The 26,360-nt window shown below is 66.7% G+C and carries 22 protein-coding genes; 7 read left to right on the top strand and 15 right to left on the bottom strand.

All coding sequences use genetic code 11. The features are described from left to right. Positions 1-124: 124 nt before the first annotated feature. The 12 genes from ACV4UZ_RS01405 to mce form a co-directional block, all read right to left on the bottom strand. Positions 125-934 (bottom strand): FkbM family methyltransferase, encoded by an 810-nt coding sequence (locus ACV4UZ_RS01405; RefSeq protein WP_491599169.1) that lies wholly within the window; start codon positions 932-934, stop codon positions 125-127. A 4-nt stretch (positions 935-938) separates the two neighbouring features. Beyond that, positions 939-2,621, bottom strand: coding sequence for a glycoside hydrolase family 17 protein (locus ACV4UZ_RS01400; protein ID WP_491599168.1), 1,683 nt, complete (start codon positions 2,619-2,621; stop codon positions 939-941). A gap of 95 nt (positions 2,622-2,716) precedes the next feature. Further along, positions 2,717-3,187, bottom strand: a complete 471-nt coding sequence (locus tag ACV4UZ_RS01395; RefSeq protein ID WP_491599167.1) for an LEA/WHy family protein — start codon at positions 3,185-3,187, stop codon at positions 2,717-2,719. Continuing rightward, positions 3,187-6,651: a DNA polymerase III subunit alpha gene (gene dnaE, locus ACV4UZ_RS01390; protein ID WP_491599166.1), complete on the bottom strand. Its 3,465-nt coding sequence runs from the start codon at positions 6,649-6,651 to the stop codon at positions 3,187-3,189. The genes ACV4UZ_RS01395 and dnaE overlap by 1 nt, the downstream gene beginning before the upstream one ends. A 32-nt stretch (positions 6,652-6,683) precedes the next feature. Then, positions 6,684-7,895, bottom strand: a complete 1,212-nt coding sequence (locus ACV4UZ_RS01385) for an HD-GYP domain-containing protein (RefSeq protein WP_491599165.1) — start codon at positions 7,893-7,895, stop codon at positions 6,684-6,686. A 315-nt stretch (positions 7,896-8,210) separates the two neighbouring features. Next, positions 8,211-8,729: an REP-associated tyrosine transposase gene (locus ACV4UZ_RS01380; RefSeq protein WP_491599164.1), complete on the bottom strand. Its 519-nt coding sequence runs from the start codon at positions 8,727-8,729 to the stop codon at positions 8,211-8,213. Between the two features lie 79 nt (positions 8,730-8,808). Next, a complete protein-coding gene (locus ACV4UZ_RS01375; protein WP_491599163.1) occupies positions 8,809-9,489 on the bottom strand; it encodes an ABC transporter ATP-binding protein in 681 nt (226 codons plus the stop codon). Further along, positions 9,482-10,726: a lipoprotein-releasing ABC transporter permease subunit gene (locus ACV4UZ_RS01370; protein ID WP_491599162.1), complete on the bottom strand. Its 1,245-nt coding sequence runs from the start codon at positions 10,724-10,726 to the stop codon at positions 9,482-9,484. Before ACV4UZ_RS01370 ends, ACV4UZ_RS01375 begins: the two co-directional genes overlap by 8 nt. A 67-nt stretch (positions 10,727-10,793) precedes the next feature. Next, complete coding sequence (locus ACV4UZ_RS01365; RefSeq protein WP_491599161.1) at positions 10,794-11,657, bottom strand: hypothetical protein; 864 nt, start codon at positions 11,655-11,657, stop codon at positions 10,794-10,796. Between the two features lie 300 nt (positions 11,658-11,957). Beyond that, a complete protein-coding gene (locus ACV4UZ_RS01360) occupies positions 11,958-12,761 on the bottom strand; it encodes a hypothetical protein (protein ID WP_491599160.1) in 804 nt (267 codons plus the stop codon). 205 nt (positions 12,762-12,966) lie between these two features. Beyond that, positions 12,967-13,524 carry a DNA-3-methyladenine glycosylase I gene (locus tag ACV4UZ_RS01355; protein ID WP_491599159.1) on the bottom strand — a complete coding sequence of 186 codons (558 nt, stop codon included), beginning with the start codon at positions 13,522-13,524 and terminating at the stop codon, positions 12,967-12,969. Positions 13,525-13,594: 70 nt separating this feature from the next. Then, positions 13,595-13,999 carry a methylmalonyl-CoA epimerase gene (gene mce / locus ACV4UZ_RS01350; protein WP_085372801.1) on the bottom strand — a complete coding sequence of 135 codons (405 nt, stop codon included), beginning with the start codon at positions 13,997-13,999 and terminating at the stop codon, positions 13,595-13,597. A gap of 231 nt (positions 14,000-14,230) precedes the next feature. On the opposite strand from mce, the gene ACV4UZ_RS01345 reads away from it, so the two are divergent. Continuing rightward, positions 14,231-16,555 (top strand): penicillin acylase family protein, encoded by a 2,325-nt coding sequence (locus ACV4UZ_RS01345; RefSeq protein ID WP_491599158.1) that lies wholly within the window; start codon positions 14,231-14,233, stop codon positions 16,553-16,555. A gap of 71 nt (positions 16,556-16,626) precedes the next feature. Here ACV4UZ_RS01345 and ACV4UZ_RS01340 read toward each other — a convergent pair whose 3' ends face one another. Beyond that, a complete protein-coding gene (locus ACV4UZ_RS01340) occupies positions 16,627-17,130 on the bottom strand; it encodes a flavin reductase family protein (protein ID WP_491599157.1) in 504 nt (167 codons plus the stop codon). Between the two features lie 210 nt (positions 17,131-17,340). On the opposite strand from ACV4UZ_RS01340, the gene motA reads away from it, so the two are divergent. The 6 genes from motA to ACV4UZ_RS01310 all read left to right on the top strand — a co-directional run bounded on the left by motA (position 17,341) and on the right by ACV4UZ_RS01310 (position 22,778). Then, positions 17,341-18,201, top strand: a complete 861-nt coding sequence (gene motA, locus ACV4UZ_RS01335) for a flagellar motor stator protein MotA (RefSeq protein ID WP_491599156.1) — start codon at positions 17,341-17,343, stop codon at positions 18,199-18,201. Positions 18,202-18,220: 19 nt separating this feature from the next. Continuing rightward, positions 18,221-19,255, top strand: coding sequence for a flagellar motor protein MotB (locus ACV4UZ_RS01330; RefSeq protein WP_491599155.1), 1,035 nt, complete (start codon positions 18,221-18,223; stop codon positions 19,253-19,255). A gap of 10 nt (positions 19,256-19,265) precedes the next feature. Next, positions 19,266-19,787 carry an RDD family protein gene (locus ACV4UZ_RS01325; RefSeq protein WP_491599154.1) on the top strand — a complete coding sequence of 174 codons (522 nt, stop codon included), beginning with the start codon at positions 19,266-19,268 and terminating at the stop codon, positions 19,785-19,787. An 86-nt stretch (positions 19,788-19,873) separates the two neighbouring features. Continuing rightward, a complete protein-coding gene (locus ACV4UZ_RS01320) occupies positions 19,874-20,596 on the top strand; it encodes an arginyltransferase (RefSeq protein ID WP_491599153.1) in 723 nt (240 codons plus the stop codon). A gap of 155 nt (positions 20,597-20,751) precedes the next feature. Beyond that, positions 20,752-21,315: a TRAP transporter small permease subunit gene (locus tag ACV4UZ_RS01315; protein WP_491599152.1), complete on the top strand. Its 564-nt coding sequence runs from the start codon at positions 20,752-20,754 to the stop codon at positions 21,313-21,315. After that, positions 21,312-22,778, top strand: coding sequence for a TRAP transporter large permease (locus ACV4UZ_RS01310; RefSeq protein WP_491599151.1), 1,467 nt, complete (start codon positions 21,312-21,314; stop codon positions 22,776-22,778). The genes ACV4UZ_RS01315 and ACV4UZ_RS01310 overlap by 4 nt, the downstream gene beginning before the upstream one ends. 125 nt (positions 22,779-22,903) lie before the next feature. On the opposite strand, the gene ACV4UZ_RS01305 is transcribed toward ACV4UZ_RS01310, so the two are convergent. Both ACV4UZ_RS01305 and parC read right to left on the bottom strand, forming a co-directional pair. Continuing rightward, entirely contained in the window at positions 22,904-23,998 is a 1,095-nt protein-coding gene (locus tag ACV4UZ_RS01305; RefSeq protein ID WP_491599150.1) for a TRAP transporter substrate-binding protein, read from the bottom strand. A 116-nt stretch (positions 23,999-24,114) separates the two neighbouring features. After that, on the bottom strand, positions 24,115-26,337 hold the full coding sequence (gene parC / locus ACV4UZ_RS01300) for a DNA topoisomerase IV subunit A (RefSeq protein WP_491599149.1): 2,223 nt from the start codon (positions 26,335-26,337) through the stop codon (positions 24,115-24,117). Positions 26,338-26,360: the final 23 nt, after the last annotated feature.

Raw genomic sequence — 26,360 nt, 5'->3', positions numbered from 1 at the left:
CTCCCCCCTTTTGTCATCCCGAGGACCATCGGGACGAGGGATCTCGTTCTGACCCGACGTTTCAGGACCGGTGCCGCTACGCCAAGCGGAGATCCCTCGCATCCGCTCGGGATGACAATACGGGTCAGATGGGCGGCGGCGCGTCGGGCGACAGGATCTCGATGCCGCCGCTGAAGGCCAGCCCGCTTTCCCGCGGCAGGCAGGCCATGTTGAGCGAGGCGGTCTTGCCGAACAGGTTCTCGGCGTTGCCGCGCGGGTTGTGGGGCGAGTAGAGCGGCACCACGTGCCACCACAGCCGGTAGCCCAGATCGAGGATACGCCTGATCAGCGCCGGCGATCTGTCCCTGCGGTCGTTCTCCACGTAAAGGAGCGGGCGCAGGCGGAGGATGGTGTCGCGGGCGCCGTCGATCACCTCGGATTCGGCGCCTTCCACGTCGATCTTGAGCAGTTTCAGCGCGGTCAGCTCGTAGGAATCCAGGGTGCGGACCGGGCAGTCCTCGCCGTCACCGCCGCCCAGGGACACGCCGCCGAAATTCTCCACCCGGGCGATATCCAGTTCGGGAACCTTGATGGTCCCGGCCTGGGCGCCCAGCGCCACCCGCTCGGCCCAGACATGCCGCAATCCGTTGAGCAGCAGATTGGCGGTGAGGATGGCGTGAATGGAGCGCTGCGCCTCGAAGGCCAGCACCCTTCCCGCCGCTCCCACCAGACCGGCCAGGGGCAGGGTCAGGCCGCCGATATTGGCCCCGGCCTCCACCACGGTGTCGCCGGCCTGGACGAACTGGCGGAACAGGGCGGTCTCGCCCCCGGAATATTCTCCATAATGGGCGATGGAGCGCCCCACCCAGATGTCGCCCGCCGGAAACAGCATGGTACCGAAGGGCGTGGGCGCCACCCCCAGGTAAGGCGGCAGGGACAGGGCCGCGCCGCTCATGGCTTCAGCCCTTCTTCGAACGCAGCCGCCATTCCGCCCAGAACGGCAGGATCATCACCACCACCATGACGGCCCAGACGCACATCTCCCGGTTCTCCCACAGGGCGCGGACCAGCAGGGGGATGCGGTCGGACCAAAGGGGATGCGAGGTGATGAAATCCTCGCCGCGCGACAGGGCCCAGGCCTCGGACAGCGGCGCCGCCAGGGCGGACAGGGCCAGCCCGATGGTGAAGCGCTTGGCCATGCCGAATCCGTCGCCGCCGAACAGCCTTCCGGCGGCGAAGGCCTCTTCCCACGGCTTGCCCTGCACCGCCATGCGGCCCAGGCCGTAGAGGGTGAGGCCGAGGCAGGGCGCCAGGAACTCCACCGGCGGAATGTCGCGGTAGCGGCCGTGCAGCAGCAGGGTGGCTCCCACCACGATGGCGGCGAAGCCGTAAAGCGGCATCAGCTTCTCGGCCCACGGCCAGTACAGCGTCGCCGGCTCCCGCCGGAACTGCCGGGATGCGGCCCAGGCCAGGGTCACGGACAAGGCGGCGTGCAGCCCGATGCGGGCCCAGGCCCAGGCATCCTCCAGCCGGTCATAGGCCATGGCCAGGGCGTTAACCGCCTGCCAGGTGATGAACAGCCCGGCCAGTTGGGCCAGCACCAGCACGACCAGGCCGCCCTTCAGGTCGTAATCCCCCCAGCGCCGCCACAGCAGCGCCAGCGACAGGGCCGAGCCGATCAGCACCGCCGCCGCCGCGTGACGCGGCCAGTCGGGGCTGGGCTCGACGGGGCCGGACATGGCGTACTTGACCCGGCGGTTCTCGTCGATCACCCCCCACTTGGCGCCGACGGTGCCTTCGAGGAAGGCCTTCCACGGCTGGTCGAAGGCTTCCACCACGTTGTAGTCGAAGCCGTTTTCCTTGGAGACCAGGGCGAGCGTGCGCACGAAGCGCGCCGCGTTCTCCATGTCGGCCACCGCCGGCCCGCGCGAACGGCCCCGCGTCGGCCAGCCGGCCTCGCCGATCAGGATGGGCTTGCCGAACTGCTCGGCCATGCGCTTGTAGATGGCGACCAGATGATGGGCGGCCCCCTCGACCCCGACGGGCTCGTCCTCCCAATAGGGCAAGATGTGGATGGTGAGGAAGTCCACCTCCTTGGCCACTTCCGGGTATTTCAGCCAGAAGGCCCAGACGTCGGCATAGGACACCGGCTGCTTGACCGCCGCCTTGACCTTGCGGATGTAGGCGATCAACTGCTCGGGGGGCAGGTCCTGGCGCAGCAGCACCTCGTTGCCGACGATCACCCGCTTGATCACGTCGGGATAGGCATTGGCCGCCTTGATCAGCGCGTCGACCTCGGCATCGTTGATGGCGGTCTTCTTGCCCAGCCAGGCCGAGTGGGTGACCTCGATGCCGTACTTGCGGCCCAGCTCCGGCACCACGTCCAGACCCTCGCGTGAGGTGTAGGTGCGCACGCCCTTGGCGACGCCCACCAGACTCTTCACGTCCTGGGCGATCTGCTCCGAGGTGGGATAGACCTGGGTGATCGGCCCCTGGCCCCGCCGGAACGGCGCGAAGGACACCGAGGGGAACGGCTCGTTGAACGACAGCTCCACCGGCACCGGCCGGTTGAACCACCACCAGCCGGCGGCGTTGAGGGCGGCCAGGACGAGGACGGCGAGAAGGACGAGAAAGCGGTTCATGGGGAACTCACGGCACGTGTGAAGTCAGCGGGCGGGACGCCCGCGCTCCGAAAGCCTTGGAGCGCGGGCATCCTGCCCGCTCTCCCCGGATGGCGTCAATTCCTCCTGCCCGTGCCGCCCAGGGCCGAGGCGAAGTCGAAATCCCCCGATTGGTCGAAGGCGGCCCGGCCGCCATGGGCCAGGAACAGGGCGCCGGACAGCCGGTACTCCACGCCCTTGGCCTCCGACGCGCCCAGCACCTGGCGCATCAGGTCGGTGGTGGAGACATGGGCCACCCCCGCCACCTCGGCCTCGCCCAGGCGGGGCACGGTGACGGCCTTGTCGCTGGTGCCCTTGGCGAAGGTCTTGCCGTTGATGTCGATGGCGAAGCGCATGCCGTCGATGCTCATGGCGGCGTTGTTGGGGTTGCGCACCCGAAGCGTCACGGCGAGGCGCTGCTCCATCAGCGACACGTCCACCGGCACCATGGAGAGCAGCACCACCTCGGGCGGCTCGGCGAATTCGGAAGGGGTGCAGGCGGCGAGGCCCATTGCCACCACCAAGGCGGTCAGCCACTTGAGCGCCATCAGATCTCCTCCACCTCGGTGATACCGGGAATGCTGCGCAGCGTGCCCATGAATTTGGGCGAAAGCGTGATGGTGGATTTGAGGCCCAGTTCCACCTCGCGGTTGCCGGCCCGGGCCACGATGGCGACGCGGTTGCGCCCCCGGGCCTCGCCGTTGATCAGGTCCGAGAGCTGCTTCAGGGCGCTGTCGTCGGAGATGATGACCCGGATGCCGGCGGCGGCCTTGGCGGCTTCCTGATCCAGGGAGGCGATGCGCTGGCAGGTCATGCGCAGCTGGTCTTCCTCCAGCTTGGCGTCCACGTCGATGAGCAGCGGCCCGCCGGCGTCGAGCAATTCCCGCGAGGTGGCGAGGATTTCCGAAAAGCAGGTGACCTCGAACATGCCGGAAGCGTCGGAGAACTGCAAAAAGGCGTAGCGCGAGCCCTTGGCCGAGACGCGCTCCTGCTTGGACAAGAGCGAGCCGGCCAGGCGCACCCTGCCCTTGCCGCCGGCCTGGAGGTGGCGGGGCAATTCGGCGATCTTCAGCACGTTGAGGCGGCGCATGCTCTTGGCATAGGCGTCCAGCGGGTGGGCGGAGAGGTAGAAGCCCACCGCCTCGAATTCCTGGTTGAGCTTCTCGTGCGGCGACCAGTCGGGACCGTTTTCCAGCTTCAGGGTCGGCGCGTTGGAGCCGCCCAGCAGGCTCATCTGGCTGGACTGGCGGTCCTCGGCGGCTTGGGCGGCGTAGCGGCACAGCGTGTCGGCGTTCTTGAACAGCCGCCCCCGATTCTTATCCAGGCTGTCGAACACCCCGGCCTTGACCATGTTCTCCAGCTGGCGGCGGTTGAGCACCTTGGAATCCATGCGCGCGGCGAAATCCCCCATGTCCTTGAAGCGCCCGCCCCTCTCGCGCTCCTCCACCAGGGACTTCATGGCCGCCTCGCCCACGTTCTTCAAGGCCGCCAGGGCGTAGCGCACGGCGGAGCCGCCATCGGGCAGCACCTCCACCGAGAAGGTGGGCTGAGAGGCGTTGATGTCGGGGGGAAGCAGCTTGATGCCGAGGCGGTCCAGCTCCTGGCGGAACGAATTGAGCTTGTCGGTGTTGCTCATTTCGTAGGTCATGGTCGCCGCCATGAACTCGGCCGGGTGGTTGGCCTTCAGCCAGGCGGTCTGGTAGGCGATCAGGGCGTAGGCCGCCGCGTGGCTCTTGTTGAAGCCGTATTCGGCGAACTTGGCCACCTTGTCGAAGATCATCGAGGCCTGGGCACCGTCGACGCCCCTGGCGGTGGCGCCTTCGACGAAGGTCTTGCGCTGGGCCTCCATCTCCTCCTTGATCTTCTTGCCCATGGCGCGGCGCAAGAGGTCCGCGCCGCCGAGCGAATAGCCCGACAGCACCTGGGCGATCTGCATCACCTGCTCCTGGTAGACCATGATCCCGAAGGTCTCCTTCAGGATGGGCTCCAGCAGCGGATGCATGTAGTCCGGCTCTTCCTTGCCGTGCTTGCAGGCGATGTAGCGCGGAATCTGGTCCATGGGGCCGGGACGGTACAGCGCCACCACGGCGATCAGGTCTTCCAGCCGGTTGGGACCCATCTTGCGCAGCACGTCGCGCATGCCCGAACTTTCCAGCTGGAACACGCCGGCCGCGTCGCCCCGCGACAGCAATTCGTAGGATTTGGCATCGTCGAGCGGAATGGCCGACAGGTCGATGTCGATACCCTTGGTCTTCTTGACGTGCTTCACCGCCGTGACCATCACGGTCAGGGTCTTGAGGCCCAGGAAGTCGAACTTCACCAGACCGGCGGATTCCACCCACTTCATGTTGAACTGGGTGACCGGCATGTCGGAGCGCGGGTCTCGATACAGCGGCACCAGCTCGTCCAGGGAGCGGTCGCCGATCACCACGCCGGCGGCGTGGGTCGAGGCATGGCGGTACAGCCCTTCCAGCTTCATGGCCAGATCGATCAGGTGGGAGACGGTCTCGTCCCTCTCCTTCTGCTCGGCCAGCAGCGGCTCGCTCTCCAGCGCCTGTTCCAGCGTCATGGGATTGGCGGGATTGTTGGGCACCAGCTTGCAGATGCGGTCCACCTGGCCATAGGGCATCTGCAGCACGCGGCCCACGTCGCGCAGAACGGCGCGGGCCTGCAGCTTTCCGAAGGTGATGATCTGCGCCACCTGGGCATAGCCGTACTTGCCCTGGACGTAGCGGATGGTCTCTTCCCGGCGGTCCTGGCAGAAATCGATATCGAAGTCCGGCATGGAGACGCGCTCGGGATTGAGGAATCGCTCGAACAGCAGCCCCCAGCGCAGCGGGTCCAGATCGGTGATGGTGAGAGCCCAGGCCACCGCCGAACCGGCGCCCGAACCACGGCCCGGCCCGACGGGAATGTCATGGGCCTTGGACCACTGGATGAAGTCGGACACGATCAGGAAGTAGCCGGGAAAGCCCATCTGCTCGATGACGTTCAGTTCGAACTCGACGCGCTCGCGATAGGGCTTGGCGGCGTGCTCCTTCTCGTCGTCGGTCATGCCGGGCTGGAAGACATGCTTGTCCAGCCGCAGATCCAGACCCTCCAGGGTCTTCTTGCGCAGCACCTCGGCCTCGGTCAGACCGTCCATGCGGTAGGGCGGCAGGATGGGCTTGCGCTTGGCCACGCCGAAAGCGCAACGCCTGGCGATCACCAGGGTGTTGTCGCAAGCCTCGGGCAGGTCGGCGAACAATTCCCGCATCTCGGCGGGCGACTTGAAATAATGCTCGGGCGTGAGGCGGCGGCGCTCGTCCTGGGAGATGTAGGCGCCCTCGGCGATGCAGATCAGGGCGTCGTGGGCCTCGTACATGCCCCGGTCGGCGAAGAACGGCTCGTTGGTGGCGACCAGGGGCAAATCGTGCTTGTAGGCGAGCGAGACCAGCGTCGGCTCGATGCGGTCCTCGACCTCCAGGCCATGGCGCTGCAACTCCACGTAACAGCGCCCGGCGAAGGCGCGGGCGAGGCGCGCCAGCACGATCTCGGCCTTCTCCCCCTGCCCGTCGGCCAGCAGGCGGCCCACCGGCCCGGCGGGACCGCCGGTCAGCACGATCAGCCCGTCGGAACGGGTTTCCAGGTCGTGCAGGGTGACCTGCGGCGTCTCGCCCGCATCGGTCTCGAGGAAGGCCTTGGACACCAGCTTCAACAGGTTGAGGTAGCCCGCCTCGCTCTGGCACAGCAGCACCAGGGTATCGGGCTCGGGCTTGCGCCCGTCCTTGGACGGGCCGCCGTCTTCCCGCCTGATGGCGATCTGGGCGCCGACGATGGGCTGGATGCCCGCGTCCGAGCACGAGGTGGAGAATTCCAGCGCGCCGAACAGGTTGCCGGAATCCGCGATGCCCACGGCGGGCATGGCCATCTTCTCGCACAGCTTGATCAGCTGCTTGAGCTTGATGGCCCCTTCCGCCAGGGAATAGGCGGTGTGGACGCGCAGATGGACGAAGTCGGCATGGGACGGCATGGCGGCGAGATTACCCTAGTCGGGACGCCCCGTCATCCGCCCGTCGCCGCGATCCAGCATTCGTCCAGATGCTCCTTGCAGGCGGCCACCAGGTCGTGGTCCAGCTTGCCGGCGAACACCATGCCGTCCATCAGGGCGATGATTTCCTGAGGCGTCAGCGGGGCGCGGTAGGGCCGGTGCTGGGCCAGGGCCTGAAACACGTCGGCCACCGCCACGATGCGGGCCTCCAGGCACAGGTCGCCCTCCTTCAGGTGGAAGGGATAGCCGTTGCCCGACAGGCATTCATGGTGGAAGGCCGCCCAATCGGCGATGGCGCCGGGGCCGAAGGCGTGGGTGAGGATCACCCGCGTGTCGAAGGCGTGCCGGGCCATGCGCAGGCGGTCGGCGGCGTCGAGCGCCCCCTGGCGGTCCAGCAGTTCGTCGGGAATGCGCAGCTTGCCGATGTCGTGGAGATAGCCGGCGATTTCCAGGCCCCGCCGGGTGGCCTCGCCCAGGCCCATGGCCTTGCCCAGCAGCACCGCCACCTTGGCCACGCCGCCGCTGTGGCACTCGGTATAGGGGCTCTTGCGGTCGATGATGCCGCCCACCACCGCCGCCAGACGCACCACCGCGCCCACATCCAGCAATTCGGGCGGCCCCAGGGCGGTCAGGCGGGCCAGGGTTTCCGACAGGACCGGCTCGTCCAGGGCGAACCAGAAGGCCTCGCAGCGGGCCAGCCGGTCGAGCGCCGCCAGCCCCTGAGGGGCGAAATAGCCGCCATGGCCTTTCAGCGCCGCCACCAGATCGCGTCCGGCGGTGGCGCCGCCCTGCAGCAGGGCGTCGGTGCGGTCGGCGAGGCAGATCAGGTTGGCGGCCAGGGCCACCGGCTCGGCGACGCCCCGGTTGCACAGATTGGTCCAGGCGGTGTGGTGCTCGGCCACCAGGGGGGCCAGCGCCGCCAGCACGGGAATGGACGACAGGTACCCGGCGCCGCGCTGGCAATGCTCCACCGAATCCGCCCAGCGCAGCGCCCCCATCAGGTCGTGGTGCTCGCCGGTGGTGGAGACGCCGCAATCATGGAGCAGGGCGGCCCGCAGCAGGGCGCGGATTTCGCCGTTCTCCCAGCCCAGCTCCTCGGCGATTCGCGCCGCGATCAGCCCGACGCGCCGGGCATGCCCGGTCTTGTCCACCCCCACCAGATCGAAGGCGTCGGACAGGGCCAGAACCAGGCGGTCGAGATCGAAAACACTCGGAATCGCACCCATCGGCGCCCCCCCCCCTTCACCATCCGGGAGTATCCTACTCCCCAGTGGCTAGAGACTCCAGCCGCACCGCTGGCCTGCGGGCGGGACGCCCGCGCTCCGACAAGGGGCCTGCGGGCGGGACGCCCGCGCTCCATAGACACGCCCTCGACCTGGAGCGCGGGCGTCCCGCCCGCATCACCATCGGAAAGCGCCCCTGACGGAGCGCGGGCGTCCCGCCCGCATCACCATCGGAAAGCGCCCCTGACGGAGCGCGGGCGTCCCGCCCGCATCACCATCGGAAAGCGCCCCTGACGGAGCGCGGGCGTCCCGCCCGCATCACCCATCCCGCCAATAGGCGCTTCCCCATCGCCACTCCTCCGCCTTCGAACACAATCCCGCCTTCACCGGGTTGTTCTCCACATAGGCGATGGCCGCGGCCAGATGGGACTCGTCACGGACGAAACGGTCGTAATAATCCGGCTGCCAGACGGTCCCCCGCTCGCCGAGCAGACGGTTGACGGCCTTGCCGGTAAAGGACTTCCAGGTATGGAGAAGCTCGGCCAGCGGAACACCCGGCTGCACGACGACATGAACATGATTGGGCATCACGGCCCAAGCCAGGAGGCGATAGCGGTCGGCGTCGAAGTGAAGCAGAGCCCGCTCGACCAGATCGGCGATCTCGGGGCGTCGCAGCAGGCATCGCCCGTGTCCGGTATCGAGGACGGAATCCACCTCGGCATCCAGGATTCCGGCCGGCAGGCTGTCGGCAAGGCGGAAGGTGACGGACTGAACCACCTCGGGCGTGTCGAAATGAGGAAGGTAGCCGCGAGAGACCCAACCTTTGAAAGCGGTCATGACGGACGCTTCCTTCCTGCGGGCGGGACGCCCGCGCTCCGACACATTGATGGAGCGCGGGCATCTTGCCCGCATTCCCCTACCCCTCGACCAGCAGTCCCTCGCTCATCTTCACCACCCGATCCATGCGCGCGGCCAGTTCGGGGTTGTGGGTGGCGATCAGGGCGGCGACGCCCGAGCCCTTGACCAGGCGGATCAGTTCGTCGAACACGCCGTCGGCGGTGTGGGGATCGAGGTTGCCGGTGGGCTCGTCGGCCAGCAGGACCCTGGGAGCGTTGGCCAGCGCCCGGCAGATGGCGACGCGCTGCTGCTCGCCGCCCGACAGCTGGCCGGGGCGGTGCTCGGCCCGCTCGGCCAGCTTCATGCGGCCCAGCAGGTCCATGGCCCGTTCGCGGGCCTGGGCCTGGGAAACCCCGGCGATCATCTGGGGCAGGATGACGTTCTCGACGGCCGAGAATTCCGGCAGCAGGTGGTGGTACTGGTAGACGAAGCCCAGATGCAGGCGGCGCAGTTGGGTGCGCTCCCTCTCCCCCAGGGCGCCGGCGGGATTGCCGGCCAGATGGACCTCGCCGCCATCGGGGCGCTCCAGCAGGCCGGCGATGTGCAGCAGGGTCGACTTGCCCGCCCCCGAGGGGCCGACCAGGGCGACGATCTCGCCGGCCCGGATCTCCAGGTTGGCGCCTTTCAGCACCTCCAGGTCTTCCTTGCCCTGGTGGAAGACGCGGCGGATGTTTTCCAGCTTGAGGCCCAGGTCACTCATAACGCAGGGCCTCCACCGGATCGAGCTTGGCGGCGCGCCAGGCCGGGTAGATGGTGGCGGCGAAGGACAGGCCCAGCGCCATCAGCACCACGGTCACCACTTCGCGCGTTTCCACCCGGGCGGGCAGCTGGGTCAGGAAGTAGATCTCGGCGGCGAACAGCTCGCGGCCGATGATGGACTGGATGAACTGGCGGATGTTCTCGATGTTGGTGGCGAAGGCCACCCCCAGGACGGTGCCCGCCACCGTCCCCACCACGCCCACCGAGGCGCCGGCCAGGAAGAAGATGCGGAGAATCATGCCGCGCGTCGCCCCCATGGTGCGCAGGATGGCGATGTCGCGCCCCTTGTCCTTCACCAGCATGATCAGGCTGGAGATGATGTTGAACGCCGCCACCAGGATGATCAGGGTGAGGATCAGGAACATGACGTTCCGCTCCACCTGGATGGCGTTGAAGAAGTTGGCGTTGGCCTGCTGCCAGTCGTAGACGTTGGCGCTGCTGCCGGTGATGTCCCAGATGGCCTTGCGGGTCTCGGGCACCATGTCGGGATTGTCCAGGAACACCTCGATCTGGGTGACCGCGTCGGGCAGGCGGAAATAGGTCTGGGCGGCTTCCAGCGGCATGAAGATGAAGCCGGAATCGTATTCGAACATGCCCACGTCGAAGGTACCGACCACCTTGTAGCCGCGCACGCGCGGCACGGTGCCGAAGGCGGTGACGTTGCCCTTGGCCGAGATCAGCGAGACGGAATCGCCGATGCGCACCCCCAGCTTCTCGGCCAGGCGCTTGCCGATCACCACCGCGTCGTCGCCGGCGAAATCGGCCGGGTTGCCGCGGTACTTCTTCTGGAAGATGGGCCGGGTCAGCAGGTCGGAGGCCCGCACGCCGCGCACGATGGCCCCGGTCCCCGCTCCGGGAGAGGTGGCGAAGACCTGGCCCTCGGCGGTGGGGATCACCCGGGTGACGCCGGGCAGCTTGCGGATGGTTTCGGCCAGGGGGTCGAAACCGGCCAGCGGCGCCCCCGAACCGTAGACGCCGATATGGCCGTTGATGCCGAGAATACGGCCCAGCAATTCGTGGCGGAAGCCGTTCATCACCGCCATCACCACGATCAGGGTGGCGACGCCGAGGCCGATTCCGGCCAGCGAGAACCCGGCGATGACCGAGATGAAGCCTTCCTTGCGCCGGGCCCGCAGATAGCGGAACGCCACCATGCGCTCGAACGAGTTGAAGATCATGAAACCCCGCGGATCAATCCTGGACCGGGACAATAGGCAAAGGCGGCCGGCTTGGCAATCGGGCTGCCTAGCGGACGCCCCGCTTGGCGCAGGCCTCGGCCAGGGCGCGCTGGTCCTCGCTCATCAGGGGTTCGTCGTTGAAGGTGAAGATGTTGCGGGCGATGTCGTACTTCACGGTGCCCACCTTCATGGTGGTCGAATCCAGTCCCTTGGCCGACAGGTCGGCCAGCGTCCCCTCGGTGGCCATGTTGGTGTCGGTGTACTGGTTCCTGAGCGTCGTGTCGTTGGCCTGCAGGGTGGCGATGGTGGCGGTGTTGGTGGCGATGGAGGAATTCACCGAGGCGATCTGGGAATTGATGGTCGAGAGCTTGCTGTTGTAGGTGTTGTCGATGGCCTGCTGCCGGGCCGCCCGTACCGCCAGCAGGCCGGGATCGGTGGCCCCCGCGCCCCCCGTGATGGCGACGATCGCCGCCGTGTCGGAATTATAGGTGTTGGTCAGCGCCGTCTTCTGACTGTTGAGGGTGGTAAGCTGGCCGCTGAGCGTCGTTCCCTGGGCCTGGGCCGCCGTGATGGCGCTGGTGTTGGATGCCACGGCCGAAGCCGCCGCCGCCTTGTTCTTGTTGGCGGTCTTGGCCTTGTTGTAGGTGAGCGGGTTGATGGTGAGGGGAATCTCCAGCACCTCGGGCAGCACCTTCCGGGCGAACTCGGCCTGCTTGGGATCGGCGTCGGCCGAGACCACCGGCTTTCCACGCACATCGACACCGGGCTTGTAGGCCACGTCGGCGGAGGGCGTATGGCTGATCACCCGCGAGCAGTCGAGCTTGGAAATGGTGATGACCATGGGCCCCGCCGACCCCGATGCCCCCTGGGCCAGGGCGGCGGCGGGAACGGCGAGGCCGGCAACGGCGGACAGGATCAGGATGCGGCGCATGGCCAGACTCCGAAGGCGGCACGGCGATGCCTTCCACGATGCGCGCCTCGGCCTCGGACATCAACCCTTTCGCATGGCGCGCCATTTACGAAAGGTTCACAAAGAAATGGGGTGACGGCAGTCAGATTATTTCGTAAAGTGGGGCCAAGCTCGGAGAACGGGCAAGACATCCGATAACGGTTGCGCCAAAGCGGCTTGAGTGTCGGGAGGAACGTGTCCCAGGTCCGCCGAAAGGCCGAGGCCAGGAACGTAGGATGCGGCAGGATCGCCACGGCGGTCCTGCCGTTTCCTTTTTTGAAGTCACACCGCCAGACGGGCCCGCAAGCGCGCCAGCTCCAGCAAGAGCGGCCCGAACACCGCCTCCGGCGCCACCTGCCAGCGCGACAGGAAGTCCTTGCGGTCCGTCTCGGTCATGGCCTGGGGATCACAGGAGGCGAACAGGGCCTCGAACATCTTCAGGAACCTGACCTCGTCGAAATCGTCGGTGCAGCGCTTGCCCGCCTTGGCCGTCACGAAGGCGCCGCCGCCCAGCGAGCGGCCGCCCGGCGACGAGTTCATGACGATCAGCAGCCAGTCCTTGCGCGCCTCGAAGCGGCGGAAGGTCCGGGCGATGGAGACCAGGATCCGTTCGCGGATCAGCAAGGCCTCGGGATGGGCGTAGAAGGCTTCCCAGCGGGTGACGCCGCCGCTTCCCGCCGACACCTCGGCGGCGATGGTGGCGCAGCGCCCCTGAATCTCGTCGTGGGCCTCCTCGCCCAGGATCATGCGCAGCGCCGTGAAAAGACGGCCGAGATGGGCGCGGGTGAGCCCCGAGGCACGGTCGTCGAGCACATGGGCGAAGGTCTTGGTGACGATTCGGCCGATATAGTTGACGCGCTGGCCGTCCACTTGCCGCAGGGCGAACAAATCCTGGCAGGAGCGCTCGCTGCCGGCATAAAGGTCGTCCAGCATGTCGCCGGCTCCGCCGACCACCGAGCAGGTCCGCCGAATGGCTTCCACCGAGACCTGACCGCCGACCGCCTGCTCCTCCAGCAAGCCGGCAAAGGCCCTGACAACGATTCCGGCCGTGTTCCGGCATCGAGATCCCAAGTCGTTCTCAGACATCGTCCATTCCACCAGGAAAACGCCCTCTCCCCGGCGAAAAATATAAGACAAGGCAAGGGAACGCTCAATACTAATTCCAGACCGAGCGGTGATCCGGCCATGCAGCCGATTGACACCCACATTGCCATCTGTGCATACAAAGGGAGCGAATGCGTTTATTTACAATAACGCCAGCGACACACTTTGTTTACACACAGGCGAAATCCTATTCGGAATAAAACCCGTCCCCCACCCTTGCCCAGGGGACGTCGAGAGCATCCAGGCGCTGGCGCACCGGGCAATCGTCGCGGTGGGCGCCGGGGAGATAGCCGATGCTCATCAGGAACTCGCCCACCACCTCGCCGCCCATGAAGACGAAGTTCGCCTTGAACAGCTTGACCCAGCCCGCCTTGGTCAGCGGGTGGTGGCGCGCGATCCAGGCGGCGAAGCCGCCCTCGCGGCTCCGCAGGGCCTGCAGGCGGCGGGCATTCTCGACGATGGCGGCCAGCTTGCGGCGGTTGCGGATGATGCCGGAGTTGGCCAGCAGGCGTTCCATGTCGGCGTCGCCATAGGCCGCCACCTTGTCCACGTCGAAGCCGTCGAAGGCGGCGAGCATGAAGGGCCGCTTTTTCAGCACGATCAGCCAGGACAGCCCGGCCTGGAAGATCTCCAGGCACAGACGCTCGAACAGCGCCCGCTCGTCGGTGAGCGGAAAGCCGTATTCCTGGTCGTGATAGGGACCGTGAAAGGGATGACCCGGCGCGACGTCGCAATACCAGCTCATGAGACGCCTCTTCAAAACGAGCCCGCGCGATCCGGGGTTGGCGGGGCGGCCGGATCGCGCGGGCTAAAAACTAAGCCTGCTCGAGCTCGACCAGGGTGCCGTTGAAATCCTTGGGATGCAGGAACAGCACCGGCTTGTCGTGGGCGCCGATCTTGGGCTCGCCGTCGCCCAGCACGCGGGCGCCGGTGGCCTTCAGCTTGTCGCGCGCCGCCAGGATGTCCTCGACCTCGTAGCAGATGTGGTGAATGCCGCCCGAGGGATTCTTGTCGAGGAAACCGGCGATGGGCGACTTCTCCCCCAGGGGATGGAGCAGTTCCACCTTGGTGTTGGGCAATTCCACGAACACCACCGTCACGCCGTGGGCCGGCTGCGGCACCGGAGCGGACACCTTGGCGCCCAGCGTGTCGCGGTAGAGCGCGGTGGCGGCGGCCAGATCGGGCACGGCGATGGCGACATGGTTCAACTTACCGATCATCGGATTCCTCGTCCTTGATGAAAAACGCGTGACGTTCACCTATAGCACGCTCCGTCGCGCCCTCCAAAGGCGATGCGCCTTTGACTCGCCGCCCGCTGCGGGTTACGAAGAGGCACGAGCGTTTGAAACGGGATGCGGGGGCTGAACGCCTTGCCTGAACACGCCGCGAAGACCAGGCCCACGACCGGAAGCAAATCCGGCGGTCAGGATTATGCCCATATCGGTGACGTCATGTCCGGCTGGTCCAAGCTGGTCAACGCCGCCGCCCTGGTGCTGATCCTCGGCGCCTCGGCCCTGTTCGTGGTGGTGATGGGCTCGCTGCCGCGCATCGACGGCCGCCATCCGGTCAGCGGCATCCAGTTGAAGACCATCATCACCAGGGACAGCGTCGGCATCCCCAGCATCAGGGCCGAGACCCGCCACGACGCCTATTTCGCCATGGGCTGGGTGCACGCCCAGGACCGCATGTGGCAGATGGAGGCCCAGCGGCGCCTGGGGGCCGGCCGGCTGGCCGAGGTGGTGGGCGAGCCGGGGCTGGCCAGCGACCGCTACATGCGCACCCTGGGCCTCTATCAGGCCGCCGAGCGCTCGCTGGGGGCGCTGTCCGAGCCCACCCGCTCGGCGCTGCAATCCTATGCCGACGGCATCAACGCCTGGATGAGCCACAACATCCATCGCCTGCCGCCCGAGTTCAGCGTCCTCGGCTTCAAGCCGGAGCCCTGGACCCCAGCCGATTCCATGGTCTGGCAGAAGATCATGGCCATGACGCTGACCGGCAACTGGCATGACGACATCCTGCGCGCCCAGCTGGCCCGCACCCTGGAGCCCAAGCGGCTGGCCGAGCTGTTCCCCGCCTATCCCGCCGACGCGCCGGTGACGCTTTCGGCCGAGGGCGGCAAGGCGCTGCTCGACGCCGTTCCGGATGCCATGCGCCCCACCCCGGCCTCCAACGTCTGGGTGGTGGGCGGCGCCCGCACCCGCTCGGGCAAGCCGCTGCTGGCCGGCGATCCCCATCTGGCCTTCCGCGCCCCCATCCTGTGGTACCTGGCCGAGCTGGAGGCCCCCGACCTCAAGCTGGCGGGCGCCACCGTGCCGGGCCTGCCCTTCCACCTGATCGGCCACAACGGCCGCATCGCCTGGAGCTTCACCGCCACCCAGGCAGACACCGTCGATCTGTTCGTGGAAAAGCTGGCCGGCGAGACCCATTACCGCACCCCGGAGGGCAACCGCCCCTTCCTCACCCGCACCGAGACCATCAAGGTCAAGGGGCTGCCGGACGTGGTGATCAACGTGCGCGAAACCCGCCACGGCCCGGTGGTGTCCGACCTTTTGGCCCAGGGCGTGGCCGGCAAGGACGAGGTGGTGTCCATGGCCGCCACCGCGCTGGGGCATGGCGACACCAGCGTCCAGGCCCTCCACCTGCTCAATCAGGCGGGCGATTGGGCCGGCTTCAACAAGGCGGTCCGGGACGTGCAGGCGCCGGTGCTCAACATCGCCTATGCCGACACCACGGGCAATATCGGCTTCTTCACCGCCGGCCGCGTTCCCATCCGCAAATCGGGCAACGGCACGGTGCCGGCGCGCGGCTGGACCAACGAGGGCGACTGGACCGGCTGGGTGCCGGTGGCCAAGCTGCCCCAGAGCCTCAATCCCAAGTCCGGCGTGCTGGTCAACGCCAACAACAAGGTGACGGGGGACAAGTACCCCTACCTGATTTCCGCCACCTGGTCGGAGGGCTACCGGGCGGCCCGCATCCGCGACCTGTTGAGCGAGCGCCGGGGACTGGCCGTCGAGGACATGATGGCCATCCAGGCCGATGCCGTCTCGCTGCAGGCCGTCGAGCTCAAGGAACTGCTGACCGGCGTCGAGTTCAAGGCCCAGCGCCCCCGCGACATCGCCCACCGGCTGGCCGATTGGGACGGCAAGGCCGACCGCGACCGGGCCGAGCCGCTGATCTACGCCGCCTGGATCAACCGCCTGAACCGCGCCATCCTGGCCGACGAGCTGAAGGACTCGTTTGCGGCCTTCGAGCGGGTCCGTCCCCAGGTGCTGATGGACATCCTGACCCGGCGGCGCCACTGGTGCGACGATACCGCCACCCCCGAGGCGGAAAGCTGCGACGACCTGATCGAGCGCAGCCTGGACCAGGCGCTCGCCGACCTGGAGACCACCTGGGGCAAGGACATGAAGGCTTGGCGCTGGGGCGCCGCCCACCCGGCGCGCTTCGACCATCCCTTCCTGGGACGGATTCCCCTGCTGGGCGGCATGGCCGATCTGCAGGTCCCCGCCGATGGCGACGATTTCACCGTGTCGCGCGCCGCCTATCGCGTCGAGGCGGGCGCCACCCGCTTCCCCCAGATTCACGGAGCCGGGCTGCGGGCGGTGTTCGATCTGTCCGATCTGGCCGACAGCCGCTTCGTCATCGCCACCGGCCAGTCGGGCAACCCGCTGTCGCGCCACTACGCCGACATGCTGCCGGCATGGAGCGTCAACCGCCTCTACCGCCTGGGCGTGGACGGCAAGCGTTCGGTCCTGACCCTGGAACGGGGCCGGTAAGGAGGAGATGCGGCCGGGACGGCCGCGTTCCAGTGTTTCCCTGAAGCGCGGGCATCTTGCCCGCCATTGGATCACACCACGGGGGTGAGGGACGGCGCCGCCGGGTCCATGTAGCTGCCGCGGAAATAGACCAGCGGGTTGCCGCCTTCCTGGTGCTTCAGCTTCTCCACCTTGCCAATGAAGATCTGGTGGTCGCCGCCGTCGACGACGTTGACCAGCGAGCATTCCAGGCTGGCCAGGCATCCGGACAGGATGGGCACGCCGCTGTTCCAGGTGGTGGAGGCCACCCCCTGCCACTTGTCGTCGGAGCGGCTGGCGAAGCGGATGGACAGGTCGCGCTGGCGCTCGGACAGGATGTTGACGGCGAAATGTCCGAAGCCCTTGAACGCCTCCAGGCTGGAGGTGGAATTGCCCAGGCAGAACAGCACCAGGGGCGGATCCAGCGACAGGGACGAGAAGGCGCTGACCGTGACCCCCACCGGTTCCCTGGACCCGGGGGTCAGCGTGGTGACCACCGTGACGCCGGAGGCGAAACAGCCCAAAGTCTTGCGAAAGGAACGGGGATCAAGGGACATGAATGGCTCGGCTTTAACGGGAGCGGGATTCGAATTTAAAAGCCTTCGGTGCCCCAGGTCAAATGCGCCATTACCCTTCTTGCGGAAAAAGAGACGCTTTTCATCACCACAAGGCAGTTGACTCAAGACATGGAGGAGGAATTATAGCATTCTCCGTGGTAAGGAGATGATCTGCCCATCCCCCCTCGGGATGGCGTCCAGGGGAAGTGAATGTTCGCAATCATCGGCATCGTCGTGACATTCGTCAGCGTCATCGGCGGATATGCCGCACCCGGCGGCCATCTCAGCGTTCTGTTCCAGCCCTTCGAATGGTTGATCATCATCGGCGCGGCGGTCGGCTCGCTCCTGCTCGGCAACCCCAAATCCATCATCATCGGCATCAGCAAGAATCTGGGCCTGGTGTTCAAGGGCGCCCATCACGGCAAGGATGATTACATCGAATTGCTGTCGGTGTTGTACGCAGTGTTCAAGCTGGCCAAGACCAAGGGCGACCTGGCGCTGGAAAGCCACGTGGAAAAGCCGGACGAGAGCCCGCTGTTCGGCAAGTTCCCCAAGTTCAGCTCGGACCATCACACGCGGACGTTCTTCTGCGACTATCTGCGCCTGCTGACACTGGGCACCAGCAACGCCCACGAGCTGGAATCCATCATCGACGGCGAACTGGAAGCCCACCACAAGCACTATCACGAGATCGCCCACGCGGTGAACCTGATGGGCGACGCCATGCCGGCGCTGGGCATCGTGGCGGCGGTGCTGGGCGTCATTCACACCATGGGCTCCATCACCGAACCGCCGGAGGTGCTGGGCCATCTGATCGGCGCGGCGCTGGTGGGCACCTTCTCGGGCGTGCTGATCTCCTATGCCTTCATCGCGCCCATCGCCCGCAACATGCAGCTGTGTTTCGATTCCGACCATTACTACTTCCTGGCCATCAAGGCCGGCCTGCTCGGCCACATGCAGGGCTACGCCCCCCAGGTGTCCATCGAGTTCGCCCGCAAGATCCTGCCCGACGAGCTGCGCCCGACCTTCCAGGAACTGGAAGAGACCGTCACCAACCTGCCTCCCGACTGAGATGTAGGAGCGGCCGGACATGGCGGAAGGCGGTCAGCAGATCATCATCAAGCGGGTCAAGAAGGTGGCCGGCGGCGCCCATGGCGGCGCCTGGAAGGTGGCCTATGCCGACTTCGTGACCGCCATGATGGCCTTCTTCCTGCTGCTGTGGCTGCTCAACGCCGTCACCGAGGAGCAGCTGACCGGCGTGTCCAACTACTTCGCCCCCACCATGGCGTCCAAGAGCGCGTCCGGCGCCGGCGGCCTGCTGGGCGGCAAGGTGATCGGCGAGGGCGCCCAGGTCTCCAACACCTCGTCCCCCACCCTGGTGCAGCACCTGCCCCCCGCCTCCATCGGCCCGGGCGGCGAGGACCTGACCGGGTCAAAGGAATTCGAGCCCGAGAATCCCGGTGAAAGCAATCTCGGCCCCGGCCAGGGGGCGGGACAGGGCGAGGGACAGGGGCCGGGACAGGGCAAGGACCGCTCCGGCATGTCCGAGCAGGAATTCAAGGAAGCCCAGGCCCAGCGCGAGCAGCAGAAATTCGACAAGGCCAAGGAAATCCTGGAAGGCGCCATGAAGGGCATTCCGGAGATGAAGCAGTTCCAGGGCTCCATGCTGGTGGACAACACGCCGGAAGGCCTGCGCATCCAGATCACCGACCAGGAAGGCCTGGCCATGTTCCCGTCGGGCTCCAGCGCGCCCTACGGCCACACCAGGGCCATGCTCGACCTGGTCTCGCGGGTGGTGCGCCAGTTGCCCGACAACCGCATCGCCATTTCCGGCCACACCGATTCCGTGCCCTTCCGCGACCCGTCCGGCTACACCAACTGGGAATTGTCCGCCGACCGCGCCCTGGCCAGCCGCCGCGCGCTGATCGCGTCGGGCGTGCCGGAAAGCCGCATCGACCGCATCGTCGGCCGCGCCGACCAGGAGCCGCTGGACAAGAACGACCCCAAGGGCCTGCGCAACCGTCGCATCAGCATCATCCTGCTGCGCGAGAACGACCTGGGGCCGGTGGATTCCCAGTCGCTGTCCGTTCCCATGAAGGGCGCCGCGCCCCCGGCCCGGCGCTAGAGCGGCCGCCATGGCGAGCCCCCCCACCCCATTCTCGCGCATCATCGACCACGCCCCGGAATGGAACGATCCCTGGGGCCAGCCCCGCTATTACATGGGCATCACCATCCGGCGCATCTACGCCTATTGCATCGACCTGGTGGTGGTCGGCCTGCTGATCGGCATGATGTGGATGGCGGCGATCATCCTGGGGGCGCTGACGCTGGGCCTGTTGTGGCCGGTGATGATGCTGGCCATGGCGCTGGCGCCGCTGGCCTATCATACCCTGACCATCGCCGGGCCGCGGGCCGCCACGCTGGGCATGCGGGCGGCCAATATCCGGGTGATGTCGGTGGGCGCCAACGCCTTCCACGACAACGGGCGCCCCAGCCTGCTGCAGGCGGCCATCCAGACGGCCTGCTTCTACGGCTCGGTGGCGGTGACGGGGTCGCTGATCCTGCTGGTGGCCCTGTTCAACCCCCGGCGGCGCACCGTGCACGACATGCTGGCCGGTACGGTGGTGGTCAACGATCCGGCGCAGTGGAACGGGTGACCCGGGGGTCTGGTGGCGGCGGGCGCCGCCTCCTATATGTGAGATGCCGGACCGTTCGGCCGAAAAGTGACGGATAGCGGATTTCCATGGATCATTTTCCTCTCAAGCGGCCACACTTCTTCTTCACCACGGCGCCCCTGCCCTGTCCGTACGTGTCCGGCCGCCTCGAGCGCAAGATCGTCACCGAGCTGAACGGCACCGATGCCGACACCCTGCACGAGGCGCTGTCGCGCGCCGGTTTCCGCCGCAGCCACTCCATCGCCTATACCCCGGCCTGTCCCGGCTGCAGCGCCTGCGTGCCGGTGCGCATCGTGGCCGAGCGGTTCCAGCCCGACCGCACCATGCGCCGGGTGGTCCGGGCCAATGGCGGCCTCGTGGCCCGCATCGTGCCGGCGCGGGCCACCGCCGACCAGTTCCGCCTGTTCGCCCGCTACCAGGAATCCCGGCATTCGGGCGGCGACATGGCGCTGATGGGCTTTTACGACTACCGCTCCATGGTCGAGGACAGCCCCATCGACACCTTCATCGTCGAGTTCCGCGACACCGAGGACAATCTGGTGGCCGCCTGCCTGTCGGACCGCATGAGCGACGGCCTGTCGGCGGTCTATTCCTTCTTCGATCCCGACCTGTCGGCCCGCAGCCTGGGCACCTTCATGGTGCTGTGGCTGGTGGAGGAGGCGCGGCGCCTCGCCCTGCACTACGTCTATCTCGGCTACTGGATCGCCGAAAGCCGCAAGATGTCCTACAAGACCCGCTACCAGCCGCTGGAGGCCTTCGGCCCCGACGGATGGAAGCGGCTGGAAGCCTGAGCGATTCCAGGTTCGGATGTCCACAATTGGCCCTCCGAAGGGCCTATGCCATCATTATCGGGGGAATCGGCGCCATAAGCCGAGCCCCGGTCATCGTCCACGAATAAAGCCTCGGTCAGGGGGCCGGGTCATAGGGGTAACGGGAGGAATCCACGTTGAAACCACTTCTGGCACTCAGCTCGTTCATTGACGGCATCAATGAGCGGGTCGGGCGGAGCGTCTACTGGCTGATCCTCATCATGGTGATCGTCAGTTCCGGCAACGCCACCATCCGTTACGTCTTCTCCACCAGTTCCAACGCCTGGCTCGAGGTGCAGTGGTACCTGTTCTCGGCGGTGTTCCTGCTGTGCTCCGGCTACACCCTGCTCCGGAACGAACACATCCGCATCGACGTGGTCTGCGGCCGCCTGCCCCGCCGGGCGCAGATCTGGATCGACATCCTGGGAACGCTGTTCTTCCTGCTGCCCATGGTGATCCTGATCCTGAAGCTGTCCATTCCCATGTTCATGCAGTCCTTCACCATGATGGAGATGTCGGGCGATGCCGGCGGCCTGATCCGCTGGCCGGTCAAGCTGATGATCCCCGTGGGCTTCTCGCTGCTGCTGGCCCAGGGCATTTCCGAACTGATCAAGAAGATCGCCATCCTCACCGGCGACCTGCCCGATCCCGGCGATCACGGCCACCACCACCACACCGCGGCGGACGGAGAGGCGGCATGACCCAGTTCCTGATCGCCAACATGGCGCCGCTGATGTTCGCGGCGCTGGTGTTCTTCCTGCTGCTCGGCTACCCGGTGGCGTTCGCGCTGGCCGCCAACGGCATCGTCTTCGGCCTGCTGGGCATGGAGCTGGGGCTGCTGAACGCCAGCCTGTTCCAGGCCCTGCCCGAGCGCATCTTCGGCATCATGCGCAACGACACCCTGCTGGCCATTCCGTTCTTCACCTTCATGGGCCTGATTCTCGAACGATCAGGCATGGCGGAGGACCTGCTGGACACCATCGGCCAGCTGTTCGGCCCCATCCGGGGCGGCCTGGCCTATGCGGTGATCTTCGTCGGCGCCCTGCTGGCGGCCACCACCGGCGTGGTGGCGGCCTCGGTGATCTCCATGGGCCTGATCTCCCTGCCCATCATGCTGCGCTACGGTTATGACCGCCGCGTCGCCACCGGCGTCATCGCCGCTTCGGGCACCCTGGCCCAGATCATCCCGCCGTCGCTGGTGCTGATCATCATGGCCGACCAGCTGGGCCGCTCGGTGGGCGACATGTATGCCGGCGCCTTCCTGCCCGGCCTGGTGCTCACCGCCCTTTACGCCGGCTACATCTTCCTGGTCACCATGATCAAGCCCAGCTATGCCCCGGCCCTGCCGCTGGAGGCCAGGACCCTCAGGGGCATGGCGCTGATCATCCGGTCGGTGACCTGCCTGCTGCCGCCGCTGGTCCTGATCTTCCTGGTGCTGGGCACCATCTTCCTGGGCATCGCCACCCCCACCGAGGGCGGTGCCATGGGCGCCTCCGGCGCCCTGATCCTGGCCCTGGCCAAGCGCAAGCTGAGTTGGAGCCTGATGCGCCAGGCCATGGACACCACCGCCAAGCTGTCGTGCTTCGTGCTGTTCATCCTGGTGGGCTCGACGGTGTTCGGCCTGGTGTTCCGCGGCGTCAACGGCGACCTGTGGGTCGAGCACCTGATGACCGGCCTGCCGGGCGGCACCCTGGGCTTCCTCATCGTCGTCAACGTGCTGATGTTCGTGCTGGCCTTCTTCCTCGACTTCTTCGAGCTGGCCTTCATCCTGGTGCCGCTGCTGGGGCCGGTGGCCGAGAAGATGGGCATCGACCTGATCTGGTTCGGCGTGCTGCTGGGCATCAACATGCAGACCTCGTTCATGCACCCGCCCTTCGGCTTCGCGCTGTTCTACCTGCGCAGCGTGGCGCCCAAGTCCGATTACGTGGACAAGCTGACCGGCAAGCTGACCCCCAGGATCACCACCGGCCAGATCTACTGGGGCGCCGTGCCCTTCGTGATCATCCAGATCATCATGGTCGGCATCGTCATCGCCTTCCCCGAGCTGGTTTCGGGCGGCCTGGACAGCAAGGCGGCGGTGGATACCAGCACCATCAAGATCGAGGTGCCGGAGGGCGGCTATGGCGGCGGAGGCGGCCTGTACGGCGGCTCCGAGGAAAAATAGCGGGGCGCGCCCGCGCTCCGGTCCTGCCGGACGCGCGGGCCTCCTGCCCGCCTGGGCCACACCCGATGAAAAAAGCCCCGCACCGTCCGGTGCGGGGCTTTCCCTTGCCTGGGCGGCGCCAGGGGCTACTTCTTGGGGATGCCGTGCAGCATGAAGCTGTCGAACCCGGCCTCGGCGACGCGGAACCACTGGTGCTGGTCGCCCTGGAAGGCCTTCCACTGGTCGAAGATCTTCTTGAAGGCGGGATTCTTGGCCGCCTCCTCGGCATAGGTCTCCTGCGCCGCGTTGTAGCAGGCGACCATGATGTCCTTGGAGAAGGGGCGCAGCTTGGTGCCGCCGGCGATCAGCTTCTTCAGCGCGGTGGGATTGTAGACGTCGTACTTGGCGACCATGTCCACGTTGGCCTCGGCGCAGGCCGCCTGCAGCACGGCCTGATAGGCCTTGGGCAGCTTGTTCCACTGGTCGAGGTTGATCAGGAACGAGACGTTGGGGCCGCCTTCCCACCAGCCGGGATAGTAGTAGAAGGGCGCCACCTTGTTGAAGCCCAGCTTCTCGTCGTCATAGGGGCCGACCCATTCGGCGGCGTCGATGGTACCCTTTTCCAGGGCGGGGTAGATGTCGCCGCCGGCGATCTGCTGCGGGACCACGCCCAGCTTGCTCATCACCTTGCCGGCATAGCCGCCGATGCGGTACTTGAGGCCCTGCAGGTCCGCGACGGTATTGATTTCCTTGCGGAACCAGCCGCCCATCTGGGTGCCGGTATTGCCGCCGGGGAAGCTGATGCAGTTGTAGGCCTTGAGGAACTCATGGATCAGCTGCAGGCCGCCGCCGTGATAGAGCCAGGCATTCTGCTGGCGGGCATTGAGACCGAACGGCATCGCCGCGTCGAAGCCGAAGGTGGCGTCCTTGCCGATGTAGTAATAGCTGACCGTATGGCCGCATTCCACGGTGCCGTTCTGCACGGCGTCGAGCACCTGCAGGCCGGGGACGATCTCGCCGCCCGCGAAGACGCGGATCTGGAACTTGCCGTCGGTGGCCTCGGCGACCCTTTTCGCCATCACCTCGCCGCCGCCATAGATGGTGTCCAGGCTCTTGGGGAAGCTGGACGCCAGGCGCCACTTGATCTCGGGCATGCTCTGCGCGATGGCCGGGGCCGCAATCGTGGTCGAAGCGGCGGCGGCGCCAACGGCCGCCCCGGTCAAGAATTTACGTCGCTGCATCAAAGTCTCCTCCCAGAAAACTTATGCCGGTTGATCCGGATCAGGTGGAAATTATCCTACACCAATGCAAGGGAGACGCAACGCGACGGCCATTACGGAAAACCGTAATATCCCCCTTAACTGAAACGGTTATTGCGGGGGAATCCGGTGGGTGGCAGGCGGCCGACCGAGGCGCGCTTGCCCAGCCAGGGGGTGAGGTCCATCTCGGTGCGGGTGCGCTCGCCCAGCGACCAGCTGAGCCCCTCGGCCAGGGTGAAGACCTTGATGTCGGCCATGCCGCCATCGCGGTATTTCTGCAAGATGACGCCCCTGCCCCGGCTCATCACCGGGATCTCCTCGGCCATGAACACCAGCAGCTTGCGATTGTCGCCGATGACGGCAACGGCGTCGCCCTCGAAGGGCAGGCAGAACCTGGCCTTCTCCCCATCGGCGCAGTTGAGGATCATCTTGCCCGCCCGGGTCTGGGCCAGGACTTCGTTCTCCTCGACCACGAAGCCGCGATCGGAATTGGTGGCCACCAGCAGCTTGCGGCCCGGCTTGTGGACCAGCACGGCGGCGATATCGACATCGCCGGCCAGGTCGATCATCAGGCGCAAGGGCTCGCCATGGCCGCGCCCCGACGGCAGCTTGTCGCCGCCGATGGTGTAGAAGCGCCCGTCGGTGGCGAACACCAGGATCTTGTCGGTGGTCCACGCCTTGAGCAGGAAGCCCAGCTGGTCGCCTTCCTTGAACTTGAGGGTGTCGGGATTGTCGGAATGGCCCTTGAGCGCCCTGATCCAGCCCTTCTCGGACAGGACCATGGTGATGGCTTCGCGCTCCACATAGGCCTCGATGGGCACCACCACCGCCGAGGGAGCCTCGCCCAGCTCGGTGCGGCGCTTGCCCAGCGCCGTGGCGCCGCCGAAGGCCTTGCGGGTCTCGGCCACCTGGGCGGCGATGGCGGCCCAGCGCTTGCCCTCATCGGCAAGGAGCGACTCGAGATCGGCCTTTTCCGCCGACAGCTCGGCGTGCTCGGTCTTGATCTCCAGTTCCTGCAGCTTGTTCAAGCTCCGCAGGCGCATGTTGAGGATGGCCTCGGCCTGGACCTCGGACAGCTTGAAGTTCTTGATCAGCTCGGCCTTGGGCTCGTCGGCGAAGCGGATGATCTTGATGACCTTGTCCAGGTCGGCATAGACCTTGAGGAAGCCTTCCAGCACCTCCAGGCGCTTGGCGATCTTTTCCAGCCGGTGGCGGGCGCGGCGTTCGAGCACCACCATGCGGTGGTCGAGGAAGGCGCGCAGCACCTCCTTGAGGTTCATGACGCGCGGCACCGAACTGGCGTCCAGCACGTTCATGTTGAGCGAGAAGCGCGATTCCAGGTCGGTCTGGCGGAACAGCTGCTCCATCACCAGCTCGGCCTCGACGGTGCGGTTCCTGGGCTCCAGCACCAGCCGGATGTCCTCGGCGGATTCGTCCCGGATATCGGCCAGCAGCGGCAGCTTCTTCTCGGACAGAAGCTCGGCGATCTTCTCGATCAGCTTGGCCTTCTGCACCTGATAGGGAATCTCGGTGATGACGATCTGGTACAGCCCGTGGGACAGCTTTTCCACCGCCCATTTGGCCCGCACCCGGAAGGCGCCCTTGCCGGTGCGGTAGGCCTCGGTGATGGCGGCGCTGGTCTCCACCAGCACGCCGCCGGTGGGGAAGTCGGGACCGGGCATGTGGGCGATCAGCTCGTCCACGTCGCATTCGGGCTTGGCGATCAGATGGTCCAGCGCGTCGCAGATCTCGCCCAGATTGTGGGGCGGAATGGACGTGGCCATGCCCACCGCGATGCCCGCCGCGCCATTGGCCAGCAGGTTGGGAAAGGCCGCCGGCATGACCACCGGCTCTTCCTCGGTGCCGTCATAGGTGGGGCGGAAATCGACGCAATCCTCGTCGAGGCCCTCCATCAGGGCGGCGGCCACCTCGGTCAGCTTGGCCTCGGTGTAACGCATGGCGGCGGCGTTATCGCCGTCGATATTGCCGAAATTGCCCTGGCCTTCCACCAGGGGATAGCGCACGGCGAAATCCTGGGCCAGACGCACCAGGGTGTCGTAGACCGCCACGTCGCCATGGGGGTGGTACTTACCGATGACGTCGCCGACCACGCGGGCGCACTTCTTGAAGCCGCCGCCGGGGTCCAGCTTCAGCTGGCGCATGGCGAACAGCAGGCGACGATGCACCGGCTTCAACCCGTCGCGCACATCGGGCAGCGAGCGCGACACGATGGTGGACATGGCGTAGGCGAGATAGCGCTCGCCCAAGGCCTCGGCAAGCGGCGTCTCGCGGATTTCGCCGGTCACGGCGGGCTGGGTCATAGCATTCCTCTGGCTTGAACAGC

It is taken from the genome of Paramagnetospirillum sp., assembly GCF_058402745.1.
The sequence above is the reverse complement of the archived record's forward strand: the minus strand, read 5'-3'. Positions and strand labels throughout refer to the sequence as shown.